The sequence below is a fragment of the Caldicellulosiruptor diazotrophicus genome, assembly GCF_017347585.1.
Taxonomy (GTDB): Bacteria; Bacillota; Thermoanaerobacteria; order Caldicellulosiruptorales; family Caldicellulosiruptoraceae; genus Caldicellulosiruptor; species Caldicellulosiruptor diazotrophicus.
The window spans coordinates 1,706,698-1,723,537 of record NZ_AP024480.1; the positions used below are offsets into that span (position 1 = coordinate 1,706,698).

At 38.0% G+C, this 16,840-nt stretch carries 10 protein-coding genes; all 10 read right to left on the bottom strand.

Going from position 1 to position 16,840, the window contains the following annotated elements; translation table 11 throughout:
* Positions 1-129 precede the first annotated feature (129 nt).
* The 10 genes from tuf to thrS all read right to left on the bottom strand — a co-directional run bounded on the left by tuf (position 130) and on the right by thrS (position 16,813).
* On the bottom strand, positions 130-1,332 hold the full coding sequence (gene tuf / locus CaldiYA01_RS08300; protein WP_013403741.1) for an elongation factor Tu: 1,203 nt from the start codon (positions 1,330-1,332) through the stop codon (positions 130-132).
* Positions 1,333-1,415: 83 nt separating this feature from the next.
* Positions 1,416-3,491, bottom strand: a complete 2,076-nt coding sequence (gene fusA, locus CaldiYA01_RS08305) for an elongation factor G (protein ID WP_207178684.1) — start codon at positions 3,489-3,491, stop codon at positions 1,416-1,418.
* 29 nt (positions 3,492-3,520) lie between these two features.
* Entirely contained in the window at positions 3,521-3,994 is a 474-nt protein-coding gene (gene rpsG, locus CaldiYA01_RS08310) for a 30S ribosomal protein S7 (protein WP_207178687.1), read from the bottom strand.
* A 69-nt stretch (positions 3,995-4,063) separates the two neighbouring features.
* Positions 4,064-4,501 (bottom strand): 30S ribosomal protein S12, encoded by a 438-nt coding sequence (rpsL, locus tag CaldiYA01_RS08315; RefSeq protein ID WP_013290052.1) that lies wholly within the window; start codon positions 4,499-4,501, stop codon positions 4,064-4,066.
* Positions 4,502-4,524: 23 nt separating this feature from the next.
* Positions 4,525-4,779 (bottom strand): L7Ae/L30e/S12e/Gadd45 family ribosomal protein, encoded by a 255-nt coding sequence (locus tag CaldiYA01_RS08320; protein ID WP_207178689.1) that lies wholly within the window; start codon positions 4,777-4,779, stop codon positions 4,525-4,527.
* A 179-nt stretch (positions 4,780-4,958) separates the two neighbouring features.
* On the bottom strand, positions 4,959-8,453 hold the full coding sequence (rpoC, locus tag CaldiYA01_RS08325; protein WP_307729602.1) for a DNA-directed RNA polymerase subunit beta': 3,495 nt from the start codon (positions 8,451-8,453) through the stop codon (positions 4,959-4,961).
* 25 nt (positions 8,454-8,478) lie between these two features.
* Positions 8,479-12,171 (bottom strand): DNA-directed RNA polymerase subunit beta, encoded by a 3,693-nt coding sequence (rpoB, locus tag CaldiYA01_RS08330; protein WP_307729581.1) that lies wholly within the window; start codon positions 12,169-12,171, stop codon positions 8,479-8,481.
* Positions 12,172-12,450: 279 nt separating this feature from the next.
* Complete coding sequence (cheB, locus tag CaldiYA01_RS08335) at positions 12,451-13,491, bottom strand: chemotaxis-specific protein-glutamate methyltransferase CheB (protein WP_207178693.1); 1,041 nt, start codon at positions 13,489-13,491, stop codon at positions 12,451-12,453.
* A gap of 72 nt (positions 13,492-13,563) precedes the next feature.
* Positions 13,564-14,781: an iron-containing alcohol dehydrogenase gene (locus tag CaldiYA01_RS08340; protein WP_207178696.1), complete on the bottom strand. Its 1,218-nt coding sequence runs from the start codon at positions 14,779-14,781 to the stop codon at positions 13,564-13,566.
* A gap of 112 nt (positions 14,782-14,893) precedes the next feature.
* On the bottom strand, positions 14,894-16,813 hold the full coding sequence (thrS, locus tag CaldiYA01_RS08345) for a threonine--tRNA ligase (RefSeq protein ID WP_207178699.1): 1,920 nt from the start codon (positions 16,811-16,813) through the stop codon (positions 14,894-14,896).
* Between the last annotated feature and the right edge of the window lie 27 nt (positions 16,814-16,840).

Consider the following 16,840-nt stretch of genomic DNA (forward strand, 5'->3'; position numbering starts at 1 on the left):
AATCTATCAAAAACACCTCCCCTGAAATACAATAGTTTTCACAATATATTCTCTTTAGCCAAAAAAAGCCCAAACCTAAGTTTAAAAAGCTTCCAAAGCTTTTCTTACCTTAGGCTTGGGCCTTTCTGATTATTCAATTATTGTTGTAACAGAACCTGCACCAACAGTTCTTCCGCCTTCACGGATAGCAAATCTGAGTCCTGACTCAATAGCAATTGGAGAAATAAGCTCAACTGTCATTTCGACATTGTCACCAGGCATGCACATCTCTACACCCTCTGGCAGTGTAATCGTTCCTGTAACGTCAGTTGTTCTGAAATAGAACTGTGGTCTGTACCCATTGAAGAACGGCGTATGTCTTCCACCCTCTTCTTTTGTCAAGACGTAAACCTGTGCTTTGAACTTTGTATGAGGTTTAATTGTGCCTGGCTTTGCAAGAACCTGACCTCTTTCAACCTCATTCTTCTGAATACCTCTGAGAAGACATCCTACATTGTCACCAGCAACAGCCTCGTCAAGTACCTTTCTAAACATTTCAATACCTGTTACAACTGTCTTTCTTGGCTCTGGAGCAAAACCTACAATTTCAACCTCTTCGCCAGTCTTAAGTGTTCCTCTTTCAACTCTACCTGTTACAACAGTACCTCTACCTGTGATTGAGAACACGTCTTCAATTGGCATCAAGAATGGTTTGTCAATATCTCTTTGTGGTGTTGGGATGTATTTGTCAACAGCATCCATAAGTTCTAAGATACACTGATACTCTGGAGCATTTGGATCCTGTGACGTTGACTCTAAAGCCTTCAACGCTGAACCTTTTACTATTGGTACTTCATCCCCAGGATAGCCATACTTAGATAGAAGCTCTCTTACTTCCATTTCAACCAACTCAATCAATTCTGGATCGTCTACCATGTCAACTTTGTTGAGGAATACAACGATGTATGGAACGTTAACCTGTCGAGCAAGCAAAATGTGCTCTCTTGTCTGTGGCATTGGACCGTCTGCTGCAGATACAACCAAGATTGCACCGTCCATCTGCGCAGCACCTGTTATCATGTTCTTGACATAGTCAGCGTGACCTGGACAGTCAACGTGTGCATAGTGCCTTGCATCTGTTTCATATTCAACGTGTGCTGTGTTGATTGTAATACCTCTTTCTCTTTCCTCTGGAGCCTTGTCAATCTGGTCATAAGCCATAAACTGCGCTTTACCTTTGAGAGCTAAAACCTTTGTGATTGCAGCTGTCAATGTTGTTTTTCCATGGTCAACGTGTCCAATTGTACCTATGTTTACGTGTGGTTTTGTTCTTTCAAATTTAGCCTTTGCCATCCTGATTTTATCCTCCTTCACAATAATATTTTATTTATGTGAATTTTTAAAATTGCAACCGCAGTTTAAGACTATTTTAACACTTATTTATTCTTCATTTCAAGAATCTTATCAGCAATATTCTTTGGAACTTCTTCATAGTGGTCAAACTGCATGGTGTATGTTCCTCGACCCTGTGTCTTTGACCTCAAGTCTGTTGCATAACCAAACATCTCAGCAAGCGGAACATATGCACGAATAACCTGCGCATTTCCTCTAAGTTCCATTCCCTCAATTCTTCCACGTCTGGAGTTTATATCACCCATGACATCTCCCATGTACTCTTCAGGAACAACAACCTCGACCTTCATAATAGGCTCTAAGAGTACTGGGTCTGCTTTTTTCATACCTTCTCTGAAGGCTTGAGCTGCTGCAATTCTGAACGCCATGTCGCTTGAGTCGACTTCGTGGTATGAACCATCAAACAATGTAACTCTTACGTCCACTACAGGATATCCTGCCAACACACCTGACTGCATTGCTTCCTGAACACCTGCATCAACAGATGGTATGAATTCTTTTGGAATCACACCACCAACTATCTTGTTCACAAACTCATACCCTGCACCTCTTTCAAGCGGTTCAAGTTCAAGCCAAACGTGACCGTATTGACCTCTACCACCAGACTGTCTGATATATTTTCCTTCAACCTTGACAGATTTCTTGATTGTCTCTTTGTAAGCTACCTGAGGTTTACCTACATTAACTTCTACTTTAAATTCTCTTCTCATTCTGTCAACAATAATCTCTAAATGCAACTCTCCCATACCTGCAATAAGTGTTTGCCCTGTTTCATGGTTTGTAGATACCTTGAATGTCGGGTCTTCTTCAGCAAGTCTTTGCAGTGCAATACCCATCTTTTCTTGGTCAGCTTTTGTCTTTGGTTCAATAGCAACTTGTATAACAGGTTCTGGGAACTCCATAGACTCTAATACAATTGGATGATTTTCATCACAGAGGGTGTCACCTGTTGTTGTATTAGAAAGACCAATTGCTGCACAAATATCACCGGCATATACAGCATCAACATCTTCTCGATGGTTTGCATGCATGTGCAACAGTCTTCCTACTCTTTCTTTCTTGTTCTTTGTTGAGTTATAAACATATGAACCTGCATGAAGAACACCTGAGTAAACTCTTAAAAATGTCAGTTTACCAACATATGGGTCAGACATAATCTTAAATGCCAGTGCACAAAACGGCTCATCTTCACTTGTTTTTCTTTCAATTTCTTCACCAGTATCAGGTGAAAATCCTTTTACTGCAGCAATGTCAACAGGTGATGGCAGATAATCAACAACTGCATCTAAAAGTGGTTGAACACCTTTATTTCTATATGATGAACCACATAATACAGGTGTCATTTGCATGTTGATTGTAGCCTTTCTTATTGCAGCCTTGAGCTCTTCAACTGTAATCTCTTCACCCTCTAAATATTTCATCATAATCTCTTCATCAGTCTCAGCAACAGCCTCTAAAAGTTTAATTCTATACTCTTCCGCAATATCTTTTACATCCTCTGGAATCTCAGTCTCTTGAGATACTTTTCCAAGATCATCAACATAAATTATAGCCTTCATTGTCAGAAGGTCTACAATCCCTCTAAAAGTATCCTCTTTCCCAATTGGAACCTGTATTGCAACCGGATTTGCACCAAGTCTTTCTTTCATCATATCAATGACATTGAAAAAGTTCGCACCCATTATATCCATCTTATTTACATAAGCTATCCTTGGCACACGGTATTTGTCAGCCTGTCTCCAAACAGTCTCTGACTGTGGCTCAACACCGCCTTTTGCACAAAATACAGCAATTGCACCGTCAAGCACGCGCAGGGACCTTTCTACCTCAACTGTGAAGTCCACATGTCCTGGTGTGTCAATGATGTTTATCCTGTGACCTTTCCATTCACATGTTGTGGCAGCAGAGGTGATTGTAATACCTCTTTCCTGTTCCTGTTCCATCCAGTCCATAGTAGCAGTCCCTTCGTGGACTTCACCCATCTTGTGGACCTTACCTGTGTAAAAAAGAATTCTTTCTGTTGTTGTAGTCTTCCCCGCATCTATATGAGCCATAATACCTATATTTCTTGTTTTTTCAAGTGGAAACTGCCTGGGCAATTTCTTCTGTCCTCCTTGTCAAAATAGTATTACCATCTGTAATGTGCAAATGCTCTATTTGCTTCTGCCATTCTATGAGTATCTTCTTTCTTTTTGACTGCACCGCCTGTATTATTTGCTGCATCCATAATCTCTGCTGCAAGTTTTTCTCTCATTGTCCTTTTGTCTTTTCTCTCTCTTGCATACTCAACAAGCCATCTAATTCCAAGAGAAAGCCTTCTATCAGGTGCAACTTCAATTGGAACCTGGTATGTTGCACCACCAACTCTTCTTGGACGAACTTCTAATACAGGCATTACATTATTAAGAGCTGCCTCAAGTACTTCCAGCGGATCTTTACCTGTTTTCTCTCTTATAATATCAAATGCACCATATACAATCTTCTGTGCAATTGATTTTTTGCCATCATACATAACTTTGTTTATAAGCTTTGCAACAACTTTGTCATTATATACTGGGTCTGGCAATATTTCTCTCTTTTTAACCGGTCCTTTTCTTGGCAAGCTATTCCCCTCCTTCTATAAAACTGTAAATATTCATGCCTATCTTTCCCATACACTTTTTTGAAAATTTTATTTCTTTGCAGCGCCTGCTGCTTGTTGTTTTGGCCTTTTTGCACCGTACTTAGAACGGCCCTGTCTTCTGTTAGCAACACCAGCACAATCCAAAGTACCTCTTACAATATGGTATCTGACACCTGGCAAGTCCTTGACTCTTCCGCCTCTTACCAGAACAACTGAGTGTTCCTGTAAGTTGTGACCAATACCAGGAATGTATGCTGTCACTTCAATACCATTTGTAAGTCTTACCCTTGCAACTTTTCTTAAAGCTGAGTTTGGCTTTTTAGGAGTAACAGTTTTGACAACTGTGCAAACTCCTCTTCTCTGAGGACAGCTGATATCATAATACTTCTTTTTCAAAGAGTTAAACCCCTTTTGAAGTGCTGGTGCCTTTGACTTTTCAACTTTTTTCTCTCTGCCGTATCTAACAAGCTGGTTTATTGTTGGCATTCTTGCACCTCCTTGAAAAAATCTTATTCAATTATCGCGGCGGACGATGCCGCCACACTTATACCACAAATTCTTCCAAGTTCCTTTTTTGAATCCACAAATACAAGCTTAATCCCTTTTTGCTTGCACATATCTATGATATCCCTCACTACCCACTCATCACTGTCCTTTGCGACAAAAACAACCTTCGCTTTGCCTTTTTGGATAGCTTGGGCAGTCTGGCGCGCACCAACTGTCTTCTGTGAAGTTTTTAAAGCCTCAATTTCTGATGATGACAAATTCACTTCCTCCCTCTTTTACATGGAAGGTGTAAAATTACACTCAAATATAATAACACTCAAATTATTTAATGTCAAGAAAGTTTAAAAGCACATCTTTTGTTTTATTGCAACTTCAAAAAATTTTAATTTTGGAGCGGGCATACCTTTTCTTTGAGGCATACCCGCAACCAATACTACTACTGATTTTCTTCAATCACAATGTTTCTATACTTTGCCATTCCAGTTCCTGCAGGAATAAGTTTACCAATGATGACATTCTCTTTGAGCCCAATTAGTGGATCAACTTTTCCTTTTATTGCTGCATCTGTCAATACCCTTGTGGTCTCCTGAAATGACGCAGCAGACAAGAATGACTCAGTCGAAAGCGCTGCTTTTGTTATACCAAGAAGTACCCTTCTTCCAAGTGCAGGACGTTTCCCTTCTGCTATTGCCTTGTCGTTTTCTTCTTCAAACCTGTGTATTTCAACAATGTCGCCTGGCAAAAGCTCAGTATCGCCTGGGTCTTCTATTTTGACCTTTTTCATCATCTGTCTGATTATTATCTCTATATGCTTGTCGTTTATATCAACACCCTGCATCTTGTAAACTTTCTGCACCTCAGCTAAAAGATAGCTCTGGACACCTCTTGGTCCTTTTATTCTTAAAAGGTCGTGCGGATTTATTGAACCTTCTGTCAACTCATCCCCTGCTCGAATGTAGTCACCATCGTTTACTTTTAATCGTGCACCGTAGGGTATTTCATATGTTCTCTCTTCACCATTGTCATTTCGAACAGTTATCGTCCTCTTTTTATCTTCTTTTATTGAAACATACCCTTCTATTTCAGAAATCACAGCAACACCCTTTGGTTTTCTAGCCTCGAACAACTCCTCAACCCTTGGAAGACCTTGTGTGATGTCTTGTCCAGCAATACCACCTGTGTGGAAAGTTCTCATTGTAAGCTGAGTACCCGGCTCACCTATAGCCTGTGCAGCAATTATTCCCACTGCTTCACCTACGTTTACCGGCTGACCTGTACCAAGGTCAAGTCCATAACATTTTGTACAAACGCCATATCTTGTTTTGCACTCTAAAACTGACCTTACATATACCCTTTTGATTCCAGCATCTACTATCTTTTTTGCTGCCTCTTCAGTAATTAGCTCGTTTTTCTTTACAATTATCTCGCCTGTCATTTCATTTTTTATATCATCAGCTGCATACCTTCCTATAATCCTTTCTTCAAGTGTTTCAATTACCTCTGTGCCATCTCTTATCTCTTCAACCCATATACCTTTTTCTGTTCCACAATCCTCTTCCCTTACAATTATGTCCTGTGCAACATCTACAAGTCTTCTCGTAAGATATCCTGAATCTGCAGTTCTGAGCGCTGTGTCAGCAAGCCCTTTTCGTGCACCATGTGTGGATATAAAAAATTCTATAACATTGAGCCCCTCTCTAAAGTTTGACTTAATCGGCATCTCAATTGTTTTTCCAGATGGGTTTGCCATCAGTCCTCTCATACCAGCAAGTTGTGATATCTGATTTTTTGAGCCTCTTGCACCAGAATTAGCCATCATAAATATTGGATTAAATTCATCAAGATTCTGAATAAGCTCTTCTGTGAGCTTGTCTTTTGTTTCGTTCCATATAGAAATTACTTGCTCATACCTTTCTTGGTCAGAAATCAAGCCATGTCTGTATAGTTTTTCAATGTTCTCAACCTTTTGTTCAGCCTCTGCTATGAGTTTCTGCTTAACTTCTGGAATAACCATATCTGAAACTGAGATAGTAATCGCCCCTCTTGTTGAAAATCTAAATCCAAGTTCTTTTATCTCATCCAGTATCTCTGCCGTTCGAGTATTTCCATAAACTTTTATACATCTATCAATAATTTTTCCTAACATCTTTTTATCTACAAGTGTATCAATTTCATACCTCAAAAGATTTTCTCTTTTGCTTCTGTCAACAAACCCAAGATCTTGTGGTATTACTTGATTTAGTATTATTTTGCCAACCGTTGTCTCAACTAGTCCAGAGATAATTTCCCCTTCTACTTCTGCTATCCTCTTAACTTTTATCCTTGCATGGAGACCAACAACCTTGTGTTCATACGCTAAAAGCGCTTCTTCTTCTGAGGAGAATATCATTCCCTCGCCCTTATCGCCTTTCTTTTCAAGAGTGAGGTAGTAAATTCCCAAAACCATATCCTGGGTTGGAACCACAATTGGTTTGCCATCTGCTGGTTTTAATAAGTTATTTGCAGAAAGCATCAAAAACCTTGCTTCAGCCTGAGCTTCGGCTGAAAGTGGAACGTGTACCGCCATTTGGTCACCGTCAAAGTCAGCATTGTACGCTGTACAAACAAGCGGGTGAAGTCTTATAGCTCTTCCTTCAACAAGCACTGGTTCAAACGCCTGAATACCAAGCCTGTGTAAAGTAGGTGCTCTGTTTAGAAGTACTGGATGGTCTTTTATTACCTCTTCTAAAATATCCCAAACCTCGCTTCTCTGTCTCTCGACAGCTTTTTTTGCATTTTTTATGTTGTTACAGATTCCTTTTTCAACCAGCTTTTTCATAACAAATGGTTTGAAAAGTTCTAAAGCCATCTCTTTTGGAAGACCGCACTGGTAAATCTTGAGCTCAGGTCCTACAACTATAACAGAACGCCCTGAATAGTCAACTCTTTTTCCCAAAAGGTTCTGTCTGAATCTCCCCTGCTTTCCTTTGAGCATATCAGAAAGTGATTTTAGCGGTCTGTTGCCAGGACCTGTTACCGGTCTTCCTCTTCTTCCATTGTCTATAAGAGCATCAACAGCTTCTTGAAGCATTCTCTTTTCGTTCCTGATAATTATATCGGGTGCACCTAAGTCCATTAGTTTTTTGAGCCTATTGTTTCTGTTTATTACTCTTCTATAAAGGTCATTTAGGTCAGATGTTGCAAACCTTCCACCGTCAAGCTGAACCATTGGTCTGAGTTCAGGTGGAATAACAGGTATAACGTCAAGTATCATCCATTCAGGACGGTTGCCAGACTTTCTAAAAGCTTCAACAACCTCAAGTCTTTTGATTATCTTTAATTTTTTCTGGCCTGTTGCAGTCTCAAGTTCTTGCCTGAGCTCCTGCGATAGTTTATCAAGGTCAATTTCCTTCAAAAGCTCTTTTATCGCCTCAGCTCCCATTCCTGCCTTGAACCTATCGCCATACTTCTCTTTTAGCTCTCTGTATTCTTTTTCCGAAAGAATTTGTTTCTTTTCTAAATTTGGCACGTCACCTGGATCAATTACTACATATGCAGCAAAGTACAAAACCTTTTCTAAATTTCGTGGTGTCATGTCTAAAATGAGTCCCATTCTGCTTGGAACACCTTTAAAATACCAGATGTGAGAGACAGGGGCAGCAAGCTCAATATGCCCCATCCTCTCACGTCTTACCTTTGCCTTTGTTACCTCAACACCACATTTGTCACATACAACACCTTTATATTTAACTTTTTTATACTTTCCACAGTGGCATTCCCAGTCTTTTGTTGGTCCAAAAATCTTTTCACAGAAAAGCCCATCCTTCTCGGGCTTGAGTGTTCTATAGTTTATAGTCTCGGGTTTTTTTACCTCCCCACGCGACCATTCTCTTATCTTTTCAGGAGAAGCAAGACTAATTTTGATAGCATCGAAATTGAACAAATCCATCAGTCTTAACACCCACCTTTTCGAGGTTTTACTCATCTATATCATCTATCTCGCCCTGATCATCTTCTTGTGTCGCATTCATCAAATCCTCATAAAACTTCTCCTTATCCTCTTGAACATCTTTGTCTTCCTCTATTTCATCGCCACCTATTTCAAAAGCACTAAGTCCTTGTGGCTGCTCATCTTCATCAACAGACTCTTTTAGCTCAATCTCTTCGTTATTCTCAGACAAAAGCTTCACATCCAAACACAAGCTCTGAAGCTCTTTGACAAGCACTTTGAAAGACTCTGGTATTCCTGGTTCTGGAATATTTTCTCCTTTTACTATCGCTTCATATGTCTTGACTCTTCCTGTTACATCATCAGATTTTACAGTCAAAAGCTCTTGTAGAGTATATGCAGCACCGTATGCTTCAAGTGCCCAAACCTCCATCTCGCCAAATCTCTGACCGCCAAACTGAGCTTTACCGCCAAGTGGCTGCTGAGTAACAAGTGAATACGGCCCAGTCGAACGTGCGTGAATCTTATCGTCGACAAGGTGCACAAGTTTTAGCATATACATATACCCAACAGTTACTTCATTGTCAAATGGTTCACCTGTTCTACCATCATACAGGATTGTCTTACCTGTAGGATTTAATCCTGCAAGCTTTAATGCCTCTTCGATATCTTCCTCTTTAGCACCATCAAAAACAGGAGTTGCAACCTTCCATCCAAGCGCTTTAGCTGCATATCCAAGGTGCGTTTCCAAAATCTGGCCAATGTTCATACGCGATGGTACACCAAGAGGATTTAAAACTATGTCAACAGGTGTACCGTCAGGTAAAAATGGCATATCCTCAACTGGAAGGATCCTTGATATAACACCTTTGTTGCCATGGCGGCCTGCCATCTTGTCACCAACTGATATTTTTCTTTTCTGAGCAACATACACTCTTACAAGCTGGTTTACGCCAGGTGGGAGTTCGTCTCCTTTGTCGCGCGAAAATACCTTTACATCTACAACTATTCCACCTTCGCCATGTGGTACTCTCAATGAAGTATCTCTTGTCTCTCTTGCCTTTTCACCAAATATAGCTCTCAAAAGTCTTTCCTCAGCTGTAAGTTCTGTCTCACCCTTTGGAGTAACCTTACCAACAAGAATATCACCGCTCTTTACTTCTGCACCAATTCTTATAATGCCTCTTTCATCCAGATCTTTGATTGCATCTTCGCCAACATTAGGAATATCTCTTGTTATCTCCTCAGGTCCAAGTTTTGTATCTCTCGCCTCACACTCATATTCTTCTATATGAATAGAGGTATAAACATCTTCTTTTACAAGCCTTTCTGAAATCAATATAGCGTCCTCGTAGTTGTATCCTTCCCATGGCATGAAAGCAACAAGGACGTTTTTGCCAAGTGCAAGTTCACCATGGTCTGTGGAAGGTCCATCCGCAATAACTTCTCCAGCTTTAACCTCTTGTCCTTTTCTTACAATTGGTCTTTGGTTGAAACATGTCCCCTGGTTTGTTCTTTTAAACTTCAAAAGATGATACACATCTTTTGTTCCATCATTATTTCTGATAACAATCTCATCAGCAGATACCTTTTCAACCACACCATCTTTCTTTGCAAGAATACATACACCAGAATCAACCGCAGCCCTGAATTCAACGCCTGTTCCAATTATTGGAGACTCTGTCATCAAAAGCGGCACCGCCTGGCGTTGCATGTTAGAACCCATAAGTGCCCTGTTTGCGTCGTCATTTTCTAAAAACGGAATTAGTGATGTTGAAACTGATACAATCTGTTTAGGTGATATATCTATAAGATCAACCTCATGCTTGTCAACCTCTATAATTTCTTCACCAAATCTAACAGTGACCCTCTGATTTATAAATCTTCCTTCTTCGTCAACAGGTTCTGTTGCTTGAGCAATCTTGTAAGTATCTTCCTCATCAGCGGTAAGATATACAACCTCATTTGTCACCCTTGCTTCTTTCTTGTCCACCTTTCTGTAAGGTGTCTCTAAAAATCCGTACTCGTTGACCCTCGCATATGTTGCCAAAGAGGTAATAAGACCTATGTTTGGGCCTTCAGGGGTTTCGATAGGGCACATCCTTCCATAATGAGAATGATGTACGTCTCTTACTTCAAACCCAGCTCTGTCTCTGGAAAGTCCACCTGGTCCCAAAGCAGAAAGCCTTCTTTTGTTTGTAAGTGCTGCAAGTGGATTTACCTGGTCCATAAATTGGGATAGTGGGCTTGAACCAAAAAATTCCTTAATTGCTGCTGTAACAGGTCTTATGTTTATAAGCGTCTGAGGAGTTACAGTGTCAATATCATGTATGTTCATTCTCTCACGAATAACTCTTTCCATTCGTGCAAGACCAATTCTGAACTGGTTTTGCAAAAGTTCTCCTACCGCTCTTACCCTTCTGTTGCCCAAATGGTCAATATCATCAGTTGTACCTATGCCATATTTGAGACCCAAGAAATAGCTTGTTGCTGCAAATATATCATCTATTGTAAGGCAATATGGAACAAGCTCTCTCTCTCTTTCTTTTATAAGTCTTTTAATCTCAAGAACATCATTTGTAGTATTAAGAATATCATCCAAAACAGGTTTATAAACAAGTTCTTTTATGTTAAGGTCAGAGACATCAAATTCTACATATCTATCAAGTTTTACGGTGTTGTTCCCTACAACCTTAAATGGTCTTTCTTCATCTGCATATACCCATACTTCGTTAATACCAGCATCCTGAATTTGAGTAGCAATCTCTCTTGTAATCAACTCTCCTTCTTTTATTAATATTTCTTCAGTCCTGGGGTCAACTACATCCTGAGCAGATCTTTTATTGAAAATTCGTTTCCAGAGCGATAATTTTTTATTGAATTTATATCTCCCTACTTTTGCTAAATCATACCTTCTTGGGTCAAAGAACATATTGTAAAGAAGATTTCGAGCATTTTCAACATTTGGTGGCTCTCCTGGTCTAAGTCTTCTATATACCTCTAAAAGAGCATTCTCAACTGGATTGCCAAGCTCACCTTTATTAGCTTCTTTCTCAAGAGAAGCTTTCAGTCTTTCATCCTCACCAAACTTCTCAAATATTAGCTGCTGATTGTAAAGCCCAAAAGCCTTCAAAAGGGTTGTGAGAGAAACTTTTCTTGTCCTGTCAAGTCTAACAGACAAAAGTTCACTCGCATCAGTTTCAAATTCAAGCCATGCACCCCTGTTTGGAATAAGAGTCCCTGAAAATATCTTTCTGCCCTGTTTATCAATAGAAGATGCAAAATAACATCCCGGCGAACGGATGAGCTGGCTTACAATAACCCTTTCTGCTCCGTTGATAATAAATGTTCCGGTTTCAGTCATAATTGGAAATTCGCCCATATAGATGTCCTGTTCCTTTATCTCACCTGTTTCTTTGTTTATGAGTCTTACCTTTACTTTTAGAGGTCTTGCATATGTGGCATCTCTTTCCTTGCATTCTTGTTCTGAATATTTAGGTGGCCCATCAAAATAATAGTCTACAAACTCCAAAAGCAAGGTCTCACTGTAATCTTTAATTGGAGATATCTCTCTTAAGACCTCTCTCAGTCCTTCATCTAAAAACCATTGAAATGATTTTTTCTGGATTTCCAAAAGATATGGCAAATCCAGAACTTCCTTAACCTTACCATAACTCATTCTTTGAACTTTGCCATATTGCACAGGATGAGGTAGTGCCAACTATATCACCTCTTAAAAAATTTCCTTATCTTTATTATTATTTCCTTAAAAATACAATCTATTCTTGAAAGCCTTCGCATATTGCAGCTTTTATTAGAATAGTCTAAGTTGAAAGGAAGTTATACCCATATTAACGCATTTTGTTATTATAACATAAGCAGTTTTTTGTGTCAATGAAGTGAATAAAAATTTATTTTCACTTTAAAAAATAAAGATGACCACTTGTTCAATAATTTTTGAGTGGTCATCTTTTTAAGAACTTTAAATTTTTTAAATTTTTCATACTCTATTTAAAAGATCAACAATTTGGTCGGGGCTTAAAACAAGTTCAATTGCTCCTTTTTCAATGGCTGCTTTGGGCATTCCAAATACAACACAACTTTTTTCATCCTGTGCAATCGTGAGAGCACCTTTTTTCCTCATCTCTAAAATCCCATCACTCCCATCAGAACCCATCCCTGTCATCACAATTCCAACAGAAGCTTTTCCACAAGCTTCTGCAATTGAGCTGAAAAGAATGTCCGCTGAAGGTTTGTGGCTTTTTATTTTCTCAAGGTCAAGAACTCTTGTATAAAGTTTTCCATTCATCTCTTCCACTGCCAAATGATAGCCACCTTTAGCAATATATATACAACTACCTTTTATCTCTTCATTATCAGTAACCTCTTTTATACATTTTGATGTAAGGGCAGCAAGTCTTGTTGCAAACGGTTTTGTGAAGTTAGGTGGCATATGTTGAACAACAAGAATGGGAATTGGAAAATCTTTTTTCAGTGCTTTAAACATTTTTTCTAAGACTGGAGGACCTCCTGTGGATATACCAATACCGATAACCTTAGCCAATCTTACTCTTTCAATTACATTTTCCTCCAGTAATATTTTGTCTTCACTAGCAGCTGGAAGATTGTAGTTTTTTGATGTGTCTTCTTTTTTACACTCTTCGCAGACTGCAGTAAGTTTCCTTATTAGCTCATATTTAAAATCTTCAAGTTCTTCTTCTGAAGACGGTTTTAAAATATAATCGAAAGCACCTGCAGACAATGCCTCAAATGTTGTATATGCTCCAGGCCGCGTGTACGCACTTATCATCAAAATCTTCGTATCCGTTATCTCTTTTATTTTTTTTATAAGCTCAACACCATTCATATATGGCATTTCATAATCAATTGTTATTATATCAAACTTGAATTTTCTTACTTTGTCAAGTGCAATTAGAGGAGTTTGAGCAACTGTAACAACAAATTTACCTGTATTTTCTAAGATAGATTTTATGAGCTGTCTCATAAACGCTGAATCGTCAACAACCAATACCTTGTACATAAACTCATCACCAATACAATCATTTTCAATAATATTTATTCCCAAAATTTCAGGTATCAAAACAGAAAATGCTCAGAAGCTTTGGATAACTTCATCTGTTAAGCCTAAAAATTCGTACAAATGTAGTATAGTAAACCTTTCTCTGATATTCGGTGCACATAGAAATGACATCTTAAAAAGATTCTCATCTAAACCGATCTCCCAATAATTCAGAGGCATTTCAAGTTTTTTATATGAATCAACCAACTCTTTATACACTCTTATTGCATCCTTTATTAAATTATCTATAACCTCTTTCTTTTCAACAATCCTGTTTATTACTTGACTCCTAAACTCTTCATTGTTTATCTTTCTTACTCTCCTTTCATTTTGTTTAATCACATTTTCAAAAGTCCATTGAAATGCTTTTTTAATTATATTTTCCCATCTATTTATATTTACTTTATATTCTTTTCTTTCAATAATTTCGGACTTATCAAGATTCAAAAAGTGTTGATAAAACCTTAGTACATAAAGGGTTGCAAGTCCAACTTTAATCCCATGATAAGTTTTTACTCTGTGATATTCCCAAAAATGAGAAAGATGGTGTTCACTGCCAGACGCAGGTCGCGATGAATTAACTCTTGACATCATAATACCAGATGTTATTAGTCCTTCCAATAAATTTCTGTAAAAATTGTTTTTACCTACTGATTTTAGCGTTTTTAAATATGTATCTTTCATAATTTGTAAAACTTCTAAGTCTAACATTTCATCAAAGATGATATGCGAAAGTTGCCAGTCAAGAAGAGCAGTTATCTTGCCCATCAAATCTCCAAAACCAGCCTTCTTTAAAATTTCAGGTGAATTCACTATTACTTCCATATCTACAAATATAGCTTCTGGTGGTGATGCTATAACCGTTGTTTTTAAACCATTTATAGTAAGTGCTGCTACAGAAGACGCAAATCCGTCCATAGAAGGTGCGGTAGGAAACAAAACAAATGGGGTTTTTAACTTGTACGCTGTATACCGCGTAATATCAGAAATGGTTCCACTTCCTATCCCAACAAATATGTCCGCCTGTTCTATCTCAAACAAAATTCTTCCAAGTGAATACTCATCTGCAATAGCATCTGGCTCAAAACATACAATCTTATATTTAATATCATTTGTTTCAACAGCTTCCCTGACTTTATTGGCACACACATTAAGTGTATTTTTGTCGCATACAATCAACAAAGATTTATATCCATTTTTGTTAATGAACTTTGAAAAAGACTCATATGGTTCTTGCCATATCACTTTCACGCGTATCACCTCTTTCTGGGAATCAAATATACTAGATATAATTCAAAAAGGCTGCCCATTTTTCAGTTTTTGTATAATAAGCTAATAATCTTTCGGCAGCCTTTTTGAATTTCTACTCTAAAGCTCTTTTCTCAACTTTATCTTTAACTATTGAAATAAATTCATCAAGGGTAAAAGAACCTAAATCTCCCTTTTTTCTATCTCTCACAGAAATAGTATTATCTTTTTGCTCTTTTTCACCCACTATCACCATATATGGTATCTTTTGTAATTGCGCATCTCTTATTTTATATCCTACAGTTTCTGACCTAAAATCTTCTTCAACTCTAAATCCATTCTCCTTTAGTACTTGAGATACCTTAGTTGCATAATCATTGAAATTGTCAGATACAGGTATTATTTTTATTTGAGTGGGTGCTAACCACACCGGAAATGCACCAGCAAAGTGTTCAGTAAGTATTGCAATAAATCTCTCTATGCTGCCAAAGACAACTCTGTGTAGCATTACTGGTCTATGTTTAGCACCATCTTCACCTATATAATATAAGTCAAACCTCTCTGGCATTTGAAAATCAAGTTGGATTGTTGCACATTGCCACGTTCTTTTTAAACTATCCTCAAGATGAAAATCAATTTTAGGACCATAAAAAGCTCCATCGCCTTCATTTATTTTATAATCTATACCTACTTCCTCTAAAGCTTCTTTTAGAGCAGTTTCAGCCATATTCCATTGTTCATCTGTCCCCATATAATTTTCCGGCCTTGTTGAAAGTTCAACATGATATTTGAAACCAAATACATTATAAAAATAATCAATAAGGTCAATTACACCTTTAATTTCATCTTTTATCTGCGACGGTAACATGAAGATATGAGCATCGTCTTGCGTAAAACATCTTACTCTCATAAGTCCATGCAATACACCAGATAACTCATGTCTGTGAACAAGCCCAAGTTCACACAGTCGCTGAGGAAGGTCCCTGTATGAATGTGATTTTCTTTTATAGACTAATATGCTGCCTGGACAGTTCATAGGTTTTATTGCAAACTCCTGTTCATCTATCTTGGTAAAATACATATTATCTTTATAATGGTCCCAATGTCCTGACTGAACCCAAAGCTCTTTTGTTAACATTATAGGAGTTTTTATTTCCTGATAACCTCTTTTCTTATGTTCATCTCTCCAAAAGTCTTCTAATATGTTTCTTATAATCATTCCTTTGGGCAAAAAGAAAGGAAATCCTGGGCCTTCCTCAAAAATATCAAATAAATCAAGTTCTCTCCCAAGTTTTCTATGGTCTCGTTTCTTTGCTTCTTCAAGCATTGTGAGATATTCATCAAGTTGCGATTTTTTTTCGTAAGAGATTCCATAGATCCTTTGAAGCATCTTATTTTTTGAATCTCCCCGCCAATAAGCGCCTGCTATAGAAAGCAACTTGAAAGCTTTTACCCTCCCTGTTGTTGGAAGATGTGGACCTGTGCAAAGGTCAACAAATTCACCTTGCTTATAAAAAGATATAATTTCTCCTTCTGGAATATCATTTATAAGTTCAACTTTGTAGTTTTCTCCTCTTTGTTGCATAAGTTTAATCGCTTCTTCTTTAGAAAGTTCAAATCTTTCAATTTTTAAATCTTCTTTTATTATTTTTTGCATCTCTTGCTCAATTTTTTCTAGAAGTTCCTTAGTAATTGACTCTTCAATGTCAAAGTCATAATAAAAACCATTATCAATTGCAGGTCCTATGCCAAGTTTTACTTTATCGCCAAAGATTCTTTTGACAGCCTGAGCTAAAATATGTGAGGTTGTGTGCCAGTAAACCTTTTTACCTTCATCACTTGAAAATGTAACAATCTCAAAACTGCAATCTTCCTCGAGAACAGTCCATAGGTCTTTCAATACTCCGTTAATCTTACATGCAACTGCCTCTTTATAAAGTTTCATAGAGATTGTCTTTATAAACTCTATAGCAGATATTCCTTTCTCTGCTTCTACTATTTTTTCATCTGGAAGAGTTATATTAATTTTGTCCATTGTACCATCAATGCCTCCTTTTGTAAA